We start from the raw sequence: 15,450 nt of genomic DNA on the forward strand, positions 1-15,450 counted from the left end.
CAAGGATTTTTTAGGTATCTGGGAAGAGGGTAATGGAATCTCCTTCGGCCAAGGTCACCACGGCCCGCTTAGGACGGGTGCGATAGCCGACGAAACGACCGACTCGCCGCTGCTTGCGTGCAGGTTGCAGGGTGTTCACAGCAGTGACCCGCACCCCGAACATTTCTTCGACGGCAGCCCGGATTAAGGGCTTGGTGGCGGTGGGCATGACCTCAAAGGTGTATTTCCTCTGCTCCATCAGTACCGTTGCTTTTTCCGTGATGATCGGGCGTAACAATACATCCGCCAGAATCCGCTTGCTCTCAGTCATCGCTTTGCTCCTCTGCTTCCGCTTCTGCTGCTGCCATTTCCACCGCTTCTGCAGGTGGTGGGTCTAATTTGGCTGCTACGGGAGTAGAAAGGGAATCCACAACTCCGGCTGCGCTAGATTCGGCTCCCCAACGGGCCTTGAATTGTTCCAAGGCAGAGGTGGTGATCAGCACCCAATCCACGTTGAGCAGATCAAACACATTGATCTGATCTAGACCCACCAATTTGACTCGAGCAATGTTGCGGACGACTCGTTCTAAGGTTTCTGTCCGCTCCGCCACGATCAATAAAGCCGACTGATCTTCCATGACCCCCCACCGCAGCAGAGCTTGAGCCACCTCGCGGGTTTTGGGCGGATCCAGCTGCGCTAGGAAATCTTGCACCACGATTAGATCTTCTACCCGGCTTTGCAAAGCAGTACGCAGGGCTAGTTGCCGTTCCTTGCGATTCATAGCCAGGTTGTACTCCCGCTTGCGGGGGCCGAAAATGACCCCCCCCTTCCGCCACAGAGGAGAACGAATCGAACCAGCACGCGCCCGTCCCGTCCCTTTCTGCTTCCAGGGTTTGCGACCGCCACCGCGCACCTCAGAACGGGTTTTGGTGTGGGCGTTGCCTTGGCGGGCGTTGGTCATCTGCCGACGTACGGCGAGGTGGAGGATGTGGGCAGCTGTTTCGGGGCGAGCCACTTTCAGGCTCAGCTCCGCATTGCCCACTGTTCCCCCTTGCCAATCTTTAACCACACAACTTGCCATTGTTCCCTCGTCTTTGCGGATGCTTAGCGGCTTCAGTCTCTACAGGGATCGGGATCCCTTCTACCTAGCGCTTGTTACCTACTTGCTTGGCGGGAGTGATTTCTAACAATCCACCCTCAACACCGGGCACGCAGCCTTTGATCAACAGCAGATCCCGCTCCACATCCACCTGCACCAACTGCAACTTGCGGGTGGTAACCCGGGTGGCTCCCAGTCGCCCTGCCATCCGTAACCCCGGAAAGACGCGACCAGGGGTCGTACCGGCACCGATAGAACCTGGTTCGCGGTGGTTTTTGGAACCATGAGACATGGGGCCACGACCGAAGTGGTGACGCTTTTGGTTGCCGGCAAATCCTCGCCCAATAGAGGTGCCCGCCACATCCAGCAACTGGCCAGGGGTAAACATCTCTACCGTCAGGGACTGACCTAGCTGGTAGCTTTCCGGTTGCTCGATGCGAAACTCGCGCAAATGACGCAACGGCTGCGACACACCCGCCTTGCTAAGGTGACCCCGCTGGGGTTGGGTGAGGTGCTTTTCGGTGGTAGGCAGGTAGCCCACCTGCAGAGCGTTGTAGCCATCTGTGGCTTGGGTTTTGATCTGCGTGACGGTACAAGGCCCCGCCTGCACCACCGTGACAGGAATGGCCAAACCTTCCGGAGAGAAGATCTGGGTCATGCCGACTTTTCTTCCAAGGATGCCAAGCACCACGAGAGCCTCCCATCGAGCCACAGGACTCGCCTTGATCAATTTGCAATTGGCTCAACGAGCCGGAGTTGTGTAGAGATAGTCACAGCAGCACCATCAGGTCAAACCCAACGCTGCTCGAAAGCTTCAAGGTAAGCAAATCACACTGGATGCTTATTGAGAGAAGACAAACAAGCACAACCGCCGCTGAGCTTTTTGCTTCACCTACCCCTGAATCACACGCTAAACTGCTCTCTCAGACTGCTCGGACTTGCCTGCTCAAGGAGGCAGTATCCGGGATAGCAGTATTCCACAGGTCGCCATAGACTCTTCGCCGAAAGGGGGCGGATTCAATTGGCAACAGTAGTACATCATAGTGAAGCGAAGACCTCTTTGTCCAGATCTTGAGGGGAAAAATCTGCTCGTGTTGGGAGGCCAGTAACGGTGATGATAGCTCCAGCCCAGGGAGAGCAACACCCTGAGGGGAAATCCTCTCGGTTTCAGAGTGTGATCGGATGGGCAGGCAGTGGCTTGACTCAGGCGTGCATTGAGCGCTATCGGCATTTACTGAAAACAGGATCCGATCCGGGGCGGATTTTGTTTTTGGTGCGTAGCCAACGACAAGCCCGTGAGATTCTGGAACGCCTACAACAGGACAATTCGGGTTTGGTGGGGCCGTGGCGGGTGGAGACCTTTTTACAACGGGTCGGGCGATCCTTGGCAGACCATTGGCCGCAGGTGCGAGCCGGGATCCCGCAGTTGCCCGCCCAGTTTGAGCCGGTACCTTTGGCCAAAGATTTGACCCAATTTCTCTGTGCACGGGTTTGTGCCCTCTGCCCTCGCCATGGAGAAGCCTTTGCCAATATCGGCCTGAAGGACTTTCAGGTTTGGGATCAAATCAGTAGTGCTGCCTATATTGCCGGGGCCTCGGGGTTGCTTGCCGAAGCGGTGGGATCCCGTTTGGCACAGGCCTGGCCGGAAGATAACGATCCCGCTCGGGCAGAGGCTTTACGGGCTATGGGCTGTTGTGTGGGTCGGCTGTGGGAGGCGGCACTGGAGTTGGGATCCCTGGACTTTGGTCTGCAAATTCGTCTATTTCGGGAACACGTCTTACCTTTGGCGGACTTTTGGGCGGAGTGGGATCACCTGATTGTGGATCAGGCGGAGGACAGTTGTGGGGTGGCACTGGAGTTTTATCGACAGGGACAATCTCATCTGCAAAGCCAATGGTTTAGCTACACAATTGGCGGTGGAGCCTCGTTCACGGGAGTCCCAGAAGGGGTGGCCCGTTTTTTGATGGAACAGACCCAATTCCAGTTTCTTGAGGATAGCCATCGAGCCTCGACCGGAATGATTCGGCTGGGGCTACAAATTGCGCAGGTGCTGGATCCACGGTTTTCTCATCCTCTGTCTGCACCGGACGCTAAAGATTTGCCTTCTATACAGGTTTTGGAAGGAGAAACCCAGTTTGCGGCGGTGGAAGTGATGGTGGCCCAGATCAAACGCCTGCTGGCGGCTGGCATTCAGGCCTCTCGCATCGCCATTCTGTTGCCCCGTATGGATGCGGGTGTCAGCCTCAGCCTACAGGAACAGTTGCCTGAGGTATGGCCGATTGCTCCGTTTCCGGCCTTGATTCGCTATCCTCTGGTGCGGGCGGTGTTGACGGTGGCGGAATTAGCCCATCCAGAGTGGGGTGCTTTTCCCACTTTGTCGGAGTGGCGGCTGATGCTCGGTTTGGTGCTGGGGCTGGATCCGATCCGGGCGGCTTTGCTAGCAGAAGATACGTTGGATCCGGTGGGACGTTCTTGGCGTCCACAAACGGCGGTACGGCAACCGGAACGGGTCGGGTTTTCCAACCTAGAGCGCTACCAAAAGCTGTTGACCTGGTTGCAAGGGTATCGCTCCGGCTCCCCGCTGGCCCACTTCTTCCAACAGTTTTTTGCTGATCATTTGGTTAATGGAGTGACTTCTGCGCAGGAGCAGGAATTGCTGCGATTGTTGATCGAGGCAGCCCAGCGATTTCGGCAAGCATTTCCCACAGAGACGGATCCCTCTTTTGTGGCCATGATTCGCTCGGGACAGACCCCCAGCAGCAGTCGCTATGAGCCTCACTATGCCCAGCATTTGGTTGTAGCTACCCCTGTGGCCTATATCAATCGGGGCTTGGAGGCGGATTACCAGTTTTGGTTTGATATCACTAATCCCAGCTGGTCTCGCTCCCTCTGGCACACCCTCTACAATGACCGGGTACTCACCCCAGATTGGGACGGGGCGGTTTTTGATCCGGTGCAAGATCTACAAGCTCGGCAGCAGATTCTAGCCCGTACCCTACTCAATCTCTGCTGTCGGAATCGTCACGGTTTATGGCTGGTACGCTCGACCTTTAATTATCGGGGCGAGGAGAATACTGGCATTTTGGATCATCTGATTTTGAAAGGATTTCGGGCGATGGAGCCTATCTAGACACCTAAGTGCTTCCTAGTTTCTGTTACAGAAATTTTCCTAAATCTATTTGTCAGTTCTTTAATTAGAACTGACAAATCAACCGTTGATAAATCAACTGGTAAATTCATGGTTATTCCTCCCCAAATATTTGAGTCATCTGTTCCTTAAATTTTTGCAATATTCTTAGTTCTTGCTCATCGGTTGACTCGCGGCAAATCATTGCTTTAAGCAACCCTTCAGCATGGAACCTATCCCTTCTTGCCAAAACCTTTTGCCATAGTTTCTCTATCCGCTCTGGCTCTGACGGTAAAATTATCATCAAATCTAATCCAATGGCATCTCTTAAAAAGAGTCACTTGAAACTGTCCTCAGGAGAACCATTCTCTTTCAAAAGATTCAGAATCGATAATATCTCCTCTGCAACTTTTATACACCCTTGGCATAAACCAAGGATAATTTTCTCTATTTTCATTTTTTTTACCCCATCCCCTAAAATAAATTTGACAACCTCCAATTATTTACTGAATAAGTAAATAATTGAAACTTAGGGATCCCTGTCAAAAGGGATCCCATCCAAAAATTAGAGATCAGACGCAGGATCCTTGATCTGAATGATTAAATAACAGCCGACCTACCACCCGTAGAGATAGGGATCCCCTGTAGAAGGATAGCGCTGGGGATCCCGTCTTTCAATTGCTGTTGCCATTCAAAATCACATTCACAGTCAATGGAATCCGCTATTTCCCCTGCTGCTCAGTAGCTTGGCGCAGTTCACTGGCCATTTCCATGAACTCTCGAGGATTGCCCGCAGTGCCATAGGAAGCGCGGTCTTGCACCTTCTTGCCGCTGCCTTGACGAGTGCGGATATTCAACAGGGAACTGGCCATTTCCATGAACTTAGCAGGATTTCCCTCACTGCTGGCCCGCATTGAGGAGCCCCGTCCGCCACGAGTGATTGCCATAAATACCCCAATTCTCAGAAATGAAATGCTTGTTCATATCTTCCCACAAGGGATCCGGGATCAACCAGGCCCAATGCTGCATCTTGTGAAGCGGCTTCGAGGTGGGGTTAGCGAGTTGTGGTCTTCTCTTGGGCGAAGCGATGGGTTAGCCAGATGGGCAGCACGGTCAAGCTGATGACCCCCAAAGCCACCACATTGATCACCGGGCGCTGTCGGGGCTTGGTCAGTTGACTCAACACCCAGATCGGCAAGGTTTGTTGCTGTCCGGCGGTGAAGGTGGTGACGATGATCTCATCAAAAGATAGGGCGAAGGCCAGCAAGGATCCCGCCAGTAGTGCCGTGGCCAGTTCAGGTAAAAGGATATGTCGAAAGGTTTGCAGAGGATTGGCCCCTAGATCGGCAGAGGCTTCCAGTTGCGAGCGCCCCATGCGGCGAAACCGGGCCAGCACGTTGTTGTACACCACCACCAAACAAAAGGTGGCATGACCGATGACAATCGTCCAAAAGCTAAAGGGAATGTGCAGTAAATTGATTGCTGAGCGCAGAGCAATTCCAGAGACAATGCCCGGCAAAGCAATTGGCAGCAGCACCAAAAAAGAAATGGTCTCACGGCCAAAAAATCGGCTGCGATAGACTGCCGCTGCCGCCAGGGATCCCAGCACCACTGCTACCCCTGTAGCCACTAGCGCCACCCGCAAAGATAAAAATAGAGCCCGCCAAATATCCGCCCGCCCCCACGCCACCGCAAACCAATGCCACGTCAGCCCCGGCAACGGAAAGCGCAAGGTGGCCTCATCAGGGGTAAACGCATAAAGAACGATCACCAGCAGGGGTAGATGGAGAAAGAGCAACACTGCCACTGACAGAATCAGCCAAGGCCATTGGGAGAGGGACAAACCAGTGCGATTAAGGGATGTCATGTTAAGGTTTCGTCTTCCTCCCTTTGGTCTTAAGGTTCTCTCCAGGAGCGGTAGACCCACTTTCTCAGTCCAAGTGAGCCAGACCCTAGCTCACCAATATCCGCAAGTCTTTATCTCTGACGTTGATTCTGACATTGATGGCTGCATACATAACCCTGTTGTGCTGTTGTCTGCCGTGAGGACAACCCAAAGAATCGACACCACCGTTTATCGTGGTAGAGGGATCTTTCCAAGGTTGAGCTGTCAGCAGGCGAGAGGAGCGATTGTGGTCTATCGGGTTGGGCTACTGGGGCTAGGCACCGTGGGCACGGGCGTGGTGCAAATTTTGCAGCGTCCAGGCCATTTTCTCTTGCAGGCAGTGGATATCGGCGCGGTGGGGGTGCGCTCGCTGAATAAACCTCGGGAAGTGCAAATCCCCCCTGAGCGCTTGACCACCGATCTGGAGCGCATCGTGTCCGATCCGGAGATCGATGTGGTGATCGAGCTGATGGGGGGCCTTGAACCGGCTCGCAGCCTCATCCTGAAGGCCATCGACCATGGCAAACAGGTGATTACTGCCAACAAGGCTGTGATCGCTCGTCATGGGGCAGAGATCTTTCAGGCAGCCGCCCAAGCCAAAGTCTCTGTGCTCCTAGAAGCTGCCGTCGCGGGTGGGATCCCGATTCTACAACCCTTACAACAATCTTTGCGGGCCAACCAAATCCGGGCAGTTTGGGGCATCATCAATGGCACCACCAATTTCATCCTCAGCCAGATGACCCAGGAGGACAGCTCGTTTGAGGAAGCCCTAGCGGTTGCCCAAGCCCGCGGCTACGCAGAAGCGGATCCCAGTGCGGATGTGGAAGGTTGGGATGCCGCCGATAAGATCGCCATTTTGGCTAGCCTCGCTTTTGGGGTGCCGGTACAGCGGGAAGCCATCCCCTGCGAAGGGATCCGCGACATTAGTGCCACCGATATTCGCTACGCGCGGGAGTGGGGCTTTACCTTTAAACTCCTGGCCATTGCCCAACGCTCGCCGCTCGCGGCAAGTTCTGCCAGCCCCTCCCAGTTGGATATTCGGGTTCACCCCACCCTTTTGCCCTTGACCCATCCTTTGGCCAGTATCAACGGTGTGGAGAATGCTGTCTTGGTGCAAGGGGATCCCCTCGGGCAGGTGGTGTTGTCGGGGCCAGGGGCAGGGCGGGGGCCAACGGCCAGTGCGGTGGTTGGGGATCTGCTCACCCTAATCGCCCATCTGCAAACCGGTGCCCAGGCTCCCAATCCTTTGCTGGGGTTCTCCCCCTTGCTGACCTTTCCCGTAGGCGATGCGGAGCAACCGGGGCTGAAAGCCGGGATCCCGTTGGCAGAATTGGAGGCAGAGTTTTACGTGCGGGTATTGGCTCAGGATCAGCCAGGGGTGATCGGGGCGATTGGCACCTGCTTTGGTAACCACCGGGTCAGTCTGGAGAGCATCACCCAAAAAGAATGCCATCGGGAGCAAGCGGAGATCGTCATTCTCACCCATACCGTCCGCGAGGCCGACTGCCAACAGGCGATTGCTGAGATCCGTCAACTGCCCCAGGTGGCCGGGATCCCTGGTCTGTTCCGGGTTCTGCGCTGAGTAGAGAGGAAGTTAAGAATGAGTGTTTCTGCGCCTGAACAAGGGTATGAAGGGGATCTCACCCTCATCCCCAAAAAGGTGGTGGTGATCGGGGCGGGTATTACGGGCCTGACCCTGGCGCTGCGACTGCAGCAGGGGTTACAAAGCTCTGCTGGCCAAGGATCCCAGCCGGTGCTTTTGGCCGAGTCCAGCGACCGGGTGGGCGGGTGTATTTCCAGCCAAAGCAAAGATGGTTATCGCTGGGAGGAAGGCCCCAACAGCTTTACCCCCGTTCCGGCTTTGCTGAACCTGATTGCAGAGGTGGGGTTGACAGATCAACTGCTGCTGGCGGATGGCAAACTGCCTCGCTATGTCTACTGGGAGAAAGAACTGCTGCCGGTGCCCATGAGTCCTGCTGCGGCGATCGGATCGCGGTTGTTGAGCGTTGGTGGTAAACTGCGGGCTCTGGGAGGGTTGTTGGGGTTTGTCGCCCCGCCCCCGGGTCGAGAGGAAACGGTACGGCAGTTTTTCCAGCGACAACTGGGCTCGGAGGTGGTGGAGCGGCTGGTTGTACCTTTCACCTCTGGAGTTTTTGCTGGGGATGCGGATCAGCTGAGTGCCCTAGCCGCCTTTTATCGGGTTGCCAGCTTAGAGGAACGCTATGGTAGCCTTTTTGCCGGTGCTTTTCTTCGTGCTCCCCGTAGCCAACCCGACCCTCTCTCGCCCCAAATTCAACCGGTGCCCAAGCGGGGTCAGTTGGGCAACCTGCGGCAAGGGCTCAAACAACTCCCGGAAGCCATCGCCGAAAAACTGGGAGATACCCTGCACCTGGGCTGGCAGGCTACGCATCTCAAGCAGAATGAAGCCGGTTATTGGGTGGGGTTTAAGACTCCAGAGGGATCCCGTTGGGTTGTCGCTCAGCGCGTGGTGCTCACTCTGCCCGCTTATGCAGCTGCTGCCCTCCTGCGAGAGCTCAACCCCCAGGCCAGCCAGTTGCTCTCGGGCATTCTCTACCCGCCAGTGGCCGTGGTCACTTTGGCTTACCCAGAAGAGGCCTTGCCACAACCGCTAAGGGGTTTTGGTCATTTGATCCCACGCTCACAGGGCTTCCGCACGCTCGGCACCATCTGGGCTTCCTGCCTGTTCCCGGAGCGAGCCCCGCAAGGCTACCACTGCTTCCTCAACTTCGTGGGGGGGGCTACCGATGTTGCCTATGCCCGCCAGAAAGGGATCCCGCCAATTTCGGCCCTCTCTCCCGAAGAACGCGCCCAAGTTGTGCACGAAGAGCTGAGCCAAATCCTTCTGACCCGCCCCGTAGAACCCATCCGATTGGGAGAACGACTGTGGCCACAAGCGATCCCACAGTATACCCTCGGTCACCGGCAGCGGATTGCCCAGCTACAGGAGAGTCTCGCCAACCAAACCCCAGGACTATCGGTCTGTGCTAATTATTTGGATGGGGTGGCCCTAGGAGATTGTGTGCGACGTGCTGAAGCGATGGCACAGGAGATCCTGAACGGCTGGGATAGCTAACGAGTAGGTTCGGCCTTGCCCACTTGCGTGTGGAGAACCCTGCCCTGAATCGGTTTCCCCAGCCAGGGGGTGGCCAGGGATCCTGACTTCAAGGTGGAAGCGGAGACGATCCAGGTGGGGTTGGGATCAAAAAGCACCCAGTCGGCTGCGGAGCCTGGTTCGAGAGGAAGGAGCTCCCGATCTAAACAACGGGCTGGATCCAGGCTGAGGGCTGACCACAGTTGCAAGGCAGTCAGGGATCCGCTGTCTACCAGATTGTGCCAGAGCAGGGGCAGGGCCAGTTCCAGGCCAATCGCACCAACAGGAGCATCGGCAAAAGGTACGGTTTTTTCTTCGTAGGTGTAGGGGCGGTGGTCAGTTGCAATGACGAGGCTGCCAGAGCGGATCCCGTCGATCAAGGCTTGGCGATCAGACGCCGTAGGTAAAGGGGGCAGCAGGTGCAGGTTGGGGTTGTAATCCTGCTCCAGTACCGCTTGTTCGTCTAGGAGCAGGTGCATCCAGGTGGTACTGGCGGTGACCGGCAATCCTTGCTGTTGAGCTTGCTGGATCAACCTGAGGCTGCGGGTCTGGCTAATGCGCATGAAATGAACCGGGGTTGTAGTGGGTTCACTCCTGATCACCTCCAAAATCCGGGCCAAAGCAGAGGTTTCGGCACTGGGAGGGATCCCTTTTAACCCCAGTCTCAAGGCCCAAACCCCTTCATACAAGCTGCCCGACCCGGCCAAATTGGGATCCCAAGGCCAAAGCATCAGGGGCTTATTCCACATCCGCAAATACTCGAAAGCCCGCCGCAGCAGTACCAAAGAACGCAACGGCTGATCTTCCGTCAAACCGATTGCCCCAGTCTGGAGCAGTTCTGCCCATTCACTGGGTTGTTCTCCTTTTGCCCCTATCGTGAGGGCTGCCCAAGGTAACCAATGGGGATCCCCAGCTTGGCGGGTGTAGCGCCCTAGTTGCTCGGCACTGTCCAAAACCGGAGTGGTGGTGGGCAGAATCCCCACTTGAGTAAAGCCCCCGGCTAAGGCTGCTGCAGCCAAAGAGGCTAGGGTTTCACGGCTTTCATGCCCGGGCTCGCCACTGTAGGCATACAGATCCACCAGCCCCGGCCCCAGAACCCAACCTGAGCCATCCCATACCGGTACATCCTCAGGGATCCCTGGGCCAACAGCACGGATGCAGCCCTCCTGTAGCCACACGTCGGTCACCTGATCCCGGTTGTGCAGCGGATCCAGTAGGCGCACCCCTTGCAATCGCACCCGCGAGGGGAATGACAGCGTCATCTGTTTTATAGTGCCCCTGCCGCTGTACAGTCCAAAATTTGGCCGGATAGGTGGGTGGTGAGGTTCAACACCTTCAAGACTGGAGCTCCATCCTTGCCTTCTGGGTAATCGATCACCGTAACCGCGCCATTCCCCTGCTTGAACGTCCAAAAAGCCTGGGGCGACAGATCGAACAACTGACAGATGGCTGCTTTATTAATGGCATCGTGAGCGACAACAACCGCCGTCCCCTGCGGAAACTGAGCTTCAGTGGTGGCCAGAATATCTTGCCAAGCCATCCGAGTCCGTTCCCATACTTGGTTTAGGTTTTCCCCATTCGGCATTTGCACACTGGCGGGATCCCGTTGCCATTGTTCCAGTTCCCCCGGATATTCCGCTTCGATTTCACTTTGCAGTTTGCCCTCCCAATCTCCGTGGCTGATCTCCTGGAGGGCGGGAATGGGGCGCAAAATCAGGTTGCTATGGTTATTACAAATGGCATCGGCAGTGGCCCAAGGGCGTTTGAGAGGGCTAGAGAAGGCCAGTTGCAGAGGTTGAGTTGCCAAAAAATCTGCGACCTTGGTGGCTTGTTCTTCTCCCGTGGCATTGAGGGGAATATCCCGCTGCCCCTGAAAGCGTTGTTCCCGATTCCACTGGGTTTCACCGTGTCGCACCAGCAAAATACGCATCCCCTGCTTGCGTTTCGGCATTGCTTGGCCGAGGTGGGCAGTGATGTTAAGGGATTCTAGTTGCGGCGAAAAGGGGATCCCCTGGGGAAAATTGAGAACGCTGATGGCGCAGTTGTCTTGCCCGAGGCGATGGTAGTAGTGAGGTTCTAGACCAATGGCGGTGCTAATCAGGGCGCGATTGATGCCGCTGTGCCCCACCAAAAGGATATTGATCAGTTCTTCTGGGTCAGGGATCCCTTGCGCTAAGGTTTGCCAAAAGTCTTGCGCCTGCTGCCAAAGATCCCGCACCGGAAAGCACCCCTCCAGTTCCAGATTCTCGGGGTGGTGCCGCCAGAGGTGATGGTCATCGGGGTATTTCTCTTTCACCTCCGCAAAGGTCAGCCCTTCCCAAGCAGTGAGGTCGATTTCCCGCAGTTGCTCCGTCACCGTTAGAGGGATCCCTTCCCGATCTTTGAGAATGATGCGGGCCGTATCGTAAGCACGGGTCAGGGGGCTGCAAAAGGCTTGGTTAAAGGGGATCCCGGCTAGAGACTTGGCCACACACTGCGCCTGTGATTCTCCTGTTGGGGTAAGACGAGATAGATCCGAGCGGCCTTGAATGCGACTTTCCAAGTTGAAAGTGCTCTCACCATGACGCACGAGCACAACACGCAGGGCAGGCTGAGCCATCGCTTGCACTAACTCACTCAAGAACACCTTCTAGGGTACAGCCCTTTACGCCAAAGGCACGTTAGCGCGCAGGCTTGTTACCTCGCGCCACAGAACTTGTCCAGCTCTTGAAGGGGATCTCGGGTTGGATTCGACCGGATGGGATGTGTAACGGGAGGGGCAGTCCGATCCCGGAGTCCGATGCTCAACCCAAGCGGCTTTTGACCACCGCCCAAATGCGCCGGGCCACCTCTTCAGGGGATCCCTGGGCATCAATGCGTACTATCCGCTGCGGTTCTGTGGCTGCTAGCTCTTGAAAACCCTGGTACAGCCGTTGGTGGAAAGGCCATTGGGCTTGCTCCATGCGGTCAACAGGGCTGAACTTCTTCGCCCCGCTGAGATGAGCGGTCTGTCGGGAACGGGCCCGCTCTAAACCCACCTGCAGGGGTAAATCCAGCCAGAGAGTGAGGTGAGGCTGCAAGTTGCCGGTAGCCAGTTGGTTCAACTGCCGAATCAGATCCAAATCGAGGCCGCGCCCATAGCCCTGATAGGCCAGTGTCGAGTCGGTGAAGCGGTCACAAATCACCACCTGCCCTGCCGCCAAAGCCGGACGAATACGGGTTTGCACATGCTCCGCTCGATCTGCCGCATACAGGAGCAACTCCGCCAACGGTGAGATCGGATCCCCATGCAGCAGTAGAGCCCGCAGTTCTTGACCTAGAGCAGTACCTCCCGGCTCACGGGTACACAAACAGGCATATCCCTCCTGCTGCAGCCGCTCTGCCAAGAGAGCTTGTTGCGTGGTTTTGCCTGCTCCTTCTCCCCCCTCTAGGGTGATGAACACACCAGACCGCATCTGTGCATCAAGGTGGTTCAACGCAGGTTGAGCTGAGGCTGCAAGTTAAAAGAGTGTCCCGGCACCATGACGTACACATCCGGGATGTTGGTGACCTCCAGGCTTTGCAGAGCCAACCCTTCCACATTGGAGCGGAGAGCGTTGTTGATCGTCGTTTCCAGTTGCGACAACACCTGCGCTTCGTTTCCTTGGTTGGCTAAGCCAGGGAACTGGTTGTAGACGGCTCGTGCCAAACTGCTGGCCAGCGGGATCTGAATCAAAGTCAGGTTCGAACCGCCCAATTGGGGGCCAAGGGTACTTGCTCGTCCCTGAATGCCGAGGGCTTGCAGCGCATTAGCGGTTTGGCTGACAGGAATCGTACAGGTGTCCATTTTATAGATCGGCACCGAAGCCATGGTTAGGGCCGAAACACTGGTCAGCTCCACCACGGTAAAAGAAGCTGTGCCGTTGTAGGCAAAACAAAACTCTCGAAATGCTTCCGGCACATTGGCGGCCCGGATCGGGCGTTCATCGTCAAAGCCCCCACTCTCGGAAAAGATGTTGCGAATCACAAAGCCGCCAAAAAAGGCCAGCAGCGCCACCAAGGCGACCACCGTCAGGCTGGAGGGAGAGAGCCCTCCCCGGGAGCCACCAGTGCCTGCCCCTATGCCAGCTCCGCCCCCGCCGACATAGCTGGAGGTATATCCCGAAGCGGCAGAACGGTTGTAGTCGCTGCGGTAGGGGCTGGTGTAGGCCGAACGATCGGATCCGGATCCCTCATAGCCACGGCTGCTAGGAGCAGGGCGGCGAGGTACCAGGGCTTGCCCGGAACGCCTGGGGCTAGAGCGTTCGGTGGATCGAGGGGATCCGGATCCCATTGCAGCTTCTCGGGGCTCGCGGCTAGGGCGGGCAGAGCGGGGGGGAAAGGACTCCGTCCCGCTGACGCGACCAGAATCAAGCCAATCGTCAGAACGATTGCTGGCGGATCCAGTCCGGCGACCTTCAGAGAGTGGATCTTGATCCGGTAAAGGGGGCGGGGTGCGACGGCCCTCTCCGGGAGTCAAGCCACCAGCACTGGGATAGGAAGGGGGACGCATCGCTCCCTCTCGTGTGGAATCGGAATTTTGTCCCTCTTCACGATTGCCTGGCGGCATGTTCGGATCCCGAGTGGAATCTTGATCCCCAGCAAAGGTCATCCTCTAAGCTCCCAACGCAAAACTGGCATCTATACAAACCCTGCCTACAACCTAGCCCAGACTGGTGCCTAAAATAAGCAACTGCTCCTTCAAAGCCCGTAAGGCTTGTCCGCGGTGGCCAAGCTCCTCTTTTTGGGCCGGGCTCATTTCCGCGAAGGTCAACCCCAACTCAGGCACCCAAAACAGTGGGTCGTAGCCAAACCCCCCCCGGCCCTGCGGCTGGGTCAAGATCTGTCCCTGGCACACTCCCTCCGCCAAAGCCCGCACCTGCCCCTGCGGATCCACTAGCGCCAGTGCACAGTGGAAGGTGGCCTCTCGAGGGTGCTCCGCACCTCGCGTAGCAAGATTAGGGATCCCGTCCATTTCCCTGAGCAATCGCTCGATCCGGGCAGCATCGGTAGGGGCATAACGAGCCGAATGGATCCCGGGGGCACCGTTAAGAGCCCGTACCGATAACCCTGAGTCATCAGCAAGTGTCCACTCTCCCAAGGCTTTCGCCACTGTTGTCGCTTTCAGCAGGGCATTTTCTGCAAAGGTGGCCCCAGTCTCTTCCACCTCCAACTCTGCAGGCTTTAAACGCAGCCTCCAGCCAGGGATATGATCCCGAAAAAAGGACTCGAACTCCCGCAATTTCCCGGGGCTGCTGCTGGCCAGAATCAGAGGACGAGGCATGGGGTTAGGATCCAAACCAAGAGCTGCACCTGGGGTATCTTAGCGAAGTTTGTCAATGGATCTCGAGCACCATATTGTGCAAGGCGGCATTGACCACAAGGGTAGAGCCACAACGCTCAACTTTACCGCCATCCCAATGCATGTGTCCGCACAGATAATAACGAGGTTGGAGCTGATCCAAGAGTGGGCGCAGAGTTGGCATACGGCGGTGATACCACTTACCTGCTTCATCCAAAAGACCCCGTGGTGGAGCATGGGTAATCAGCAGGTCAATCGGGTGGGGAGGTTGTTCAAAAAGGGTCAGCAGTTCTTGTAAATGGCTGGAGGTGAGTTGCCAGCCCCAACCGCAGGGAGGGGTCCAGGGTACAGCCAGAACCCGTAACCCCATCCATTCAAAACAGCAGGACTCCGTGATGGCCCGCCCACAAATTCCAGCCAGAGGCGCCAGAACGGGAGCTGTCGGATCATGGTTGCCCGGCAGAAAAAGCCAGGGCTTCTTAAATCGATCCACAGTCTTTAGAAAGGATTGCAGATGCTCAACTTCCGCTCCGGCTGCTGGATGAAACCCCTGAGTTGCTTTGCGAGAGGGTTTTCCAGCCTTCGAACAAAAATCGCCACAATTAATGTAAGCATCTACCTGGGGCAAATGAGCCAGTGCCTGCTGGATCAGCTTGGGGCTGCCGTGGTAGTCGGATCCCAGAAGAAGTTTGATCCCCATGTTACTAAACTGAGTGCAACCAACTTGTGATATGAGCACTGGGAAATAGCCCACGCACACCGCAGTGTAACCTACAGCTCTTTTGCGAGTTTGCTACAACAGCGCTTGTGCCCCTAACTGAGTGCAACAGAGCTCTCGGAATTAACAGGTTTGGGTTTGGCTGTTTTGGTGACTCTTGCGGGCGGCTGGTTCTGGGAAGTCATGAGATTGTGCTCATCACCAGACTGGATGTACAGGCAACCGATTCC

Annotated in this window: 13 protein-coding genes and 1 pseudogene; 3 read left to right on the forward strand and 11 right to left on the reverse strand. The window is 56.3% G+C overall.

What is annotated here, in order from left to right; all coding sequences use genetic code 11:
• Window positions 1-10: 10 nt before the first annotated feature.
• From L1047_RS12405 to rplC, 3 genes and pseudogenes are all read right to left on the reverse strand, one after another.
• Window positions 11-310 carry a 50S ribosomal protein L23 gene (locus L1047_RS12405; protein WP_235279280.1) on the reverse strand — a complete coding sequence of 100 codons (300 nt, stop codon included), beginning with the start codon at window positions 308-310 and terminating at the stop codon, window positions 11-13.
• 124 nt (window positions 311-434) lie between these two features.
• Window positions 435-1,061: pseudogene (gene rplD, locus L1047_RS12410) on the reverse strand (50S ribosomal protein L4); the annotation flags it as partial.
• Between the two features lie 64 nt (window positions 1,062-1,125).
• A complete protein-coding gene (gene rplC / locus L1047_RS12415) occupies window positions 1,126-1,770 on the reverse strand; it encodes a 50S ribosomal protein L3 (protein WP_235279281.1) in 645 nt (214 codons plus the stop codon).
• A 423-nt stretch (window positions 1,771-2,193) separates the two neighbouring features.
• On the opposite strand from rplC, the gene L1047_RS12420 reads away from it, so the two are divergent.
• Window positions 2,194-4,209, forward strand: a complete 2,016-nt coding sequence (locus L1047_RS12420; protein ID WP_235279282.1) for a hypothetical protein — start codon at window positions 2,194-2,196, stop codon at window positions 4,207-4,209.
• A gap of 719 nt (window positions 4,210-4,928) precedes the next feature.
• On the opposite strand, the gene L1047_RS12425 is transcribed toward L1047_RS12420, so the two are convergent.
• Together L1047_RS12425 and L1047_RS12430 are read right to left on the reverse strand one after the other, a co-directional pair.
• Window positions 4,929-5,153, reverse strand: coding sequence for a hypothetical protein (locus L1047_RS12425; protein ID WP_235279283.1), 225 nt, complete (start codon window positions 5,151-5,153; stop codon window positions 4,929-4,931).
• A 107-nt stretch (window positions 5,154-5,260) separates the two neighbouring features.
• The gene (locus L1047_RS12430; protein ID WP_235279284.1) at window positions 5,261-6,073 is read right to left on the reverse strand and encodes an ABC transporter permease; all 813 of its coding nucleotides are present in this window, start codon (window positions 6,071-6,073) and stop codon (window positions 5,261-5,263) included.
• Window positions 6,074-6,338: 265 nt separating this feature from the next.
• Here L1047_RS12430 and L1047_RS12435 point away from each other — a divergent pair, with 265 nt between their 5' ends.
• Complete coding sequence (locus L1047_RS12435; RefSeq protein WP_235279285.1) at window positions 6,339-7,673, forward strand: homoserine dehydrogenase; 1,335 nt, start codon at window positions 6,339-6,341, stop codon at window positions 7,671-7,673.
• An 18-nt stretch (window positions 7,674-7,691) separates the two neighbouring features.
• On the forward strand, window positions 7,692-9,185 hold the full coding sequence (hemG, locus tag L1047_RS12440; protein WP_235279286.1) for a protoporphyrinogen oxidase: 1,494 nt from the start codon (window positions 7,692-7,694) through the stop codon (window positions 9,183-9,185).
• On the opposite strand, the gene L1047_RS12445 is transcribed toward hemG, so the two are convergent.
• The 6 genes from L1047_RS12445 to L1047_RS12470 all read right to left on the reverse strand — a co-directional run bounded on the left by L1047_RS12445 (window position 9,182) and on the right by L1047_RS12470 (window position 15,202).
• Window positions 9,182-10,465: a dihydroorotase gene (locus L1047_RS12445; protein WP_235279287.1), complete on the reverse strand. Its 1,284-nt coding sequence runs from the start codon at window positions 10,463-10,465 to the stop codon at window positions 9,182-9,184. The genes hemG and L1047_RS12445 overlap by 4 nt on opposite strands.
• 5 nt (window positions 10,466-10,470) lie before the next feature.
• On the reverse strand, window positions 10,471-11,802 hold the full coding sequence (locus L1047_RS12450; RefSeq protein WP_235279673.1) for a histidine phosphatase family protein: 1,332 nt from the start codon (window positions 11,800-11,802) through the stop codon (window positions 10,471-10,473).
• Between the two features lie 184 nt (window positions 11,803-11,986).
• Complete coding sequence (gene tmk / locus L1047_RS12455; RefSeq protein WP_235279288.1) at window positions 11,987-12,637, reverse strand: dTMP kinase; 651 nt, start codon at window positions 12,635-12,637, stop codon at window positions 11,987-11,989.
• A 17-nt stretch (window positions 12,638-12,654) separates the two neighbouring features.
• Window positions 12,655-13,812, reverse strand: coding sequence for a hypothetical protein (locus tag L1047_RS12460; RefSeq protein ID WP_235279289.1), 1,158 nt, complete (start codon window positions 13,810-13,812; stop codon window positions 12,655-12,657).
• A gap of 51 nt (window positions 13,813-13,863) precedes the next feature.
• Window positions 13,864-14,484 (reverse strand): RdgB/HAM1 family non-canonical purine NTP pyrophosphatase, encoded by a 621-nt coding sequence (rdgB, locus tag L1047_RS12465; protein ID WP_235279290.1) that lies wholly within the window; start codon window positions 14,482-14,484, stop codon window positions 13,864-13,866.
• Window positions 14,485-14,536: 52 nt separating this feature from the next.
• Window positions 14,537-15,202: a metallophosphoesterase family protein gene (locus L1047_RS12470; RefSeq protein WP_235279291.1), complete on the reverse strand. Its 666-nt coding sequence runs from the start codon at window positions 15,200-15,202 to the stop codon at window positions 14,537-14,539.
• Window positions 15,203-15,450 lie beyond the last annotated feature (248 nt).

This window comes from Synechococcus sp. Nb3U1 (genome assembly GCF_021533835.1).
Classification (GTDB): Bacteria; Cyanobacteriota; Cyanobacteriia; order Thermostichales; family Thermostichaceae; genus Thermostichus.

Excerpts from the sequence above, each read along its gene's own strand:
- L1047_RS12470 (WP_235279291.1), bottom strand. The coding sequence starts at position 15,202 with ATGGGGATCAAACTTCTTCTGGGATCCGACTACCACGGCAGCCCCAAG.
- L1047_RS12430 (WP_235279284.1), bottom strand. The coding sequence starts at position 6,073 with ATGACATCCCTTAATCGCACTGGTTTGTCCCTCTCCCAATGGCCTTGG.
- L1047_RS12425 (WP_235279283.1), bottom strand. The coding sequence starts at position 5,153 with ATGGCAATCACTCGTGGCGGACGGGGCTCCTCAATGCGGGCCAGCAGT.
- L1047_RS12405 (WP_235279280.1), bottom strand. The coding sequence starts at position 310 with ATGACTGAGAGCAAGCGGATTCTGGCGGATGTATTGTTACGCCCGATC.
- L1047_RS12445 (WP_235279287.1), bottom strand. The coding sequence starts at position 10,465 with ATGACGCTGTCATTCCCCTCGCGGGTGCGATTGCAAGGGGTGCGCCTA.
- L1047_RS12460 (WP_235279289.1), bottom strand. The coding sequence starts at position 13,812 with ATGACCTTTGCTGGGGATCAAGATTCCACTCGGGATCCGAACATGCCG.
- rdgB (WP_235279290.1), bottom strand. The coding sequence starts at position 14,484 with ATGCCTCGTCCTCTGATTCTGGCCAGCAGCAGCCCCGGGAAATTGCGG.
- L1047_RS12420 (WP_235279282.1), top strand. The coding sequence starts at position 2,194 with ATGATAGCTCCAGCCCAGGGAGAGCAACACCCTGAGGGGAAATCCTCT.
- hemG (WP_235279286.1), top strand. The coding sequence starts at position 7,692 with ATGAGTGTTTCTGCGCCTGAACAAGGGTATGAAGGGGATCTCACCCTC.
- tmk (WP_235279288.1), bottom strand. The coding sequence starts at position 12,637 with ATGCGGTCTGGTGTGTTCATCACCCTAGAGGGGGGAGAAGGAGCAGGC.
- L1047_RS12450 (WP_235279673.1), bottom strand. The coding sequence starts at position 11,802 with ATGGCTCAGCCTGCCCTGCGTGTTGTGCTCGTGCGTCATGGTGAGAGC.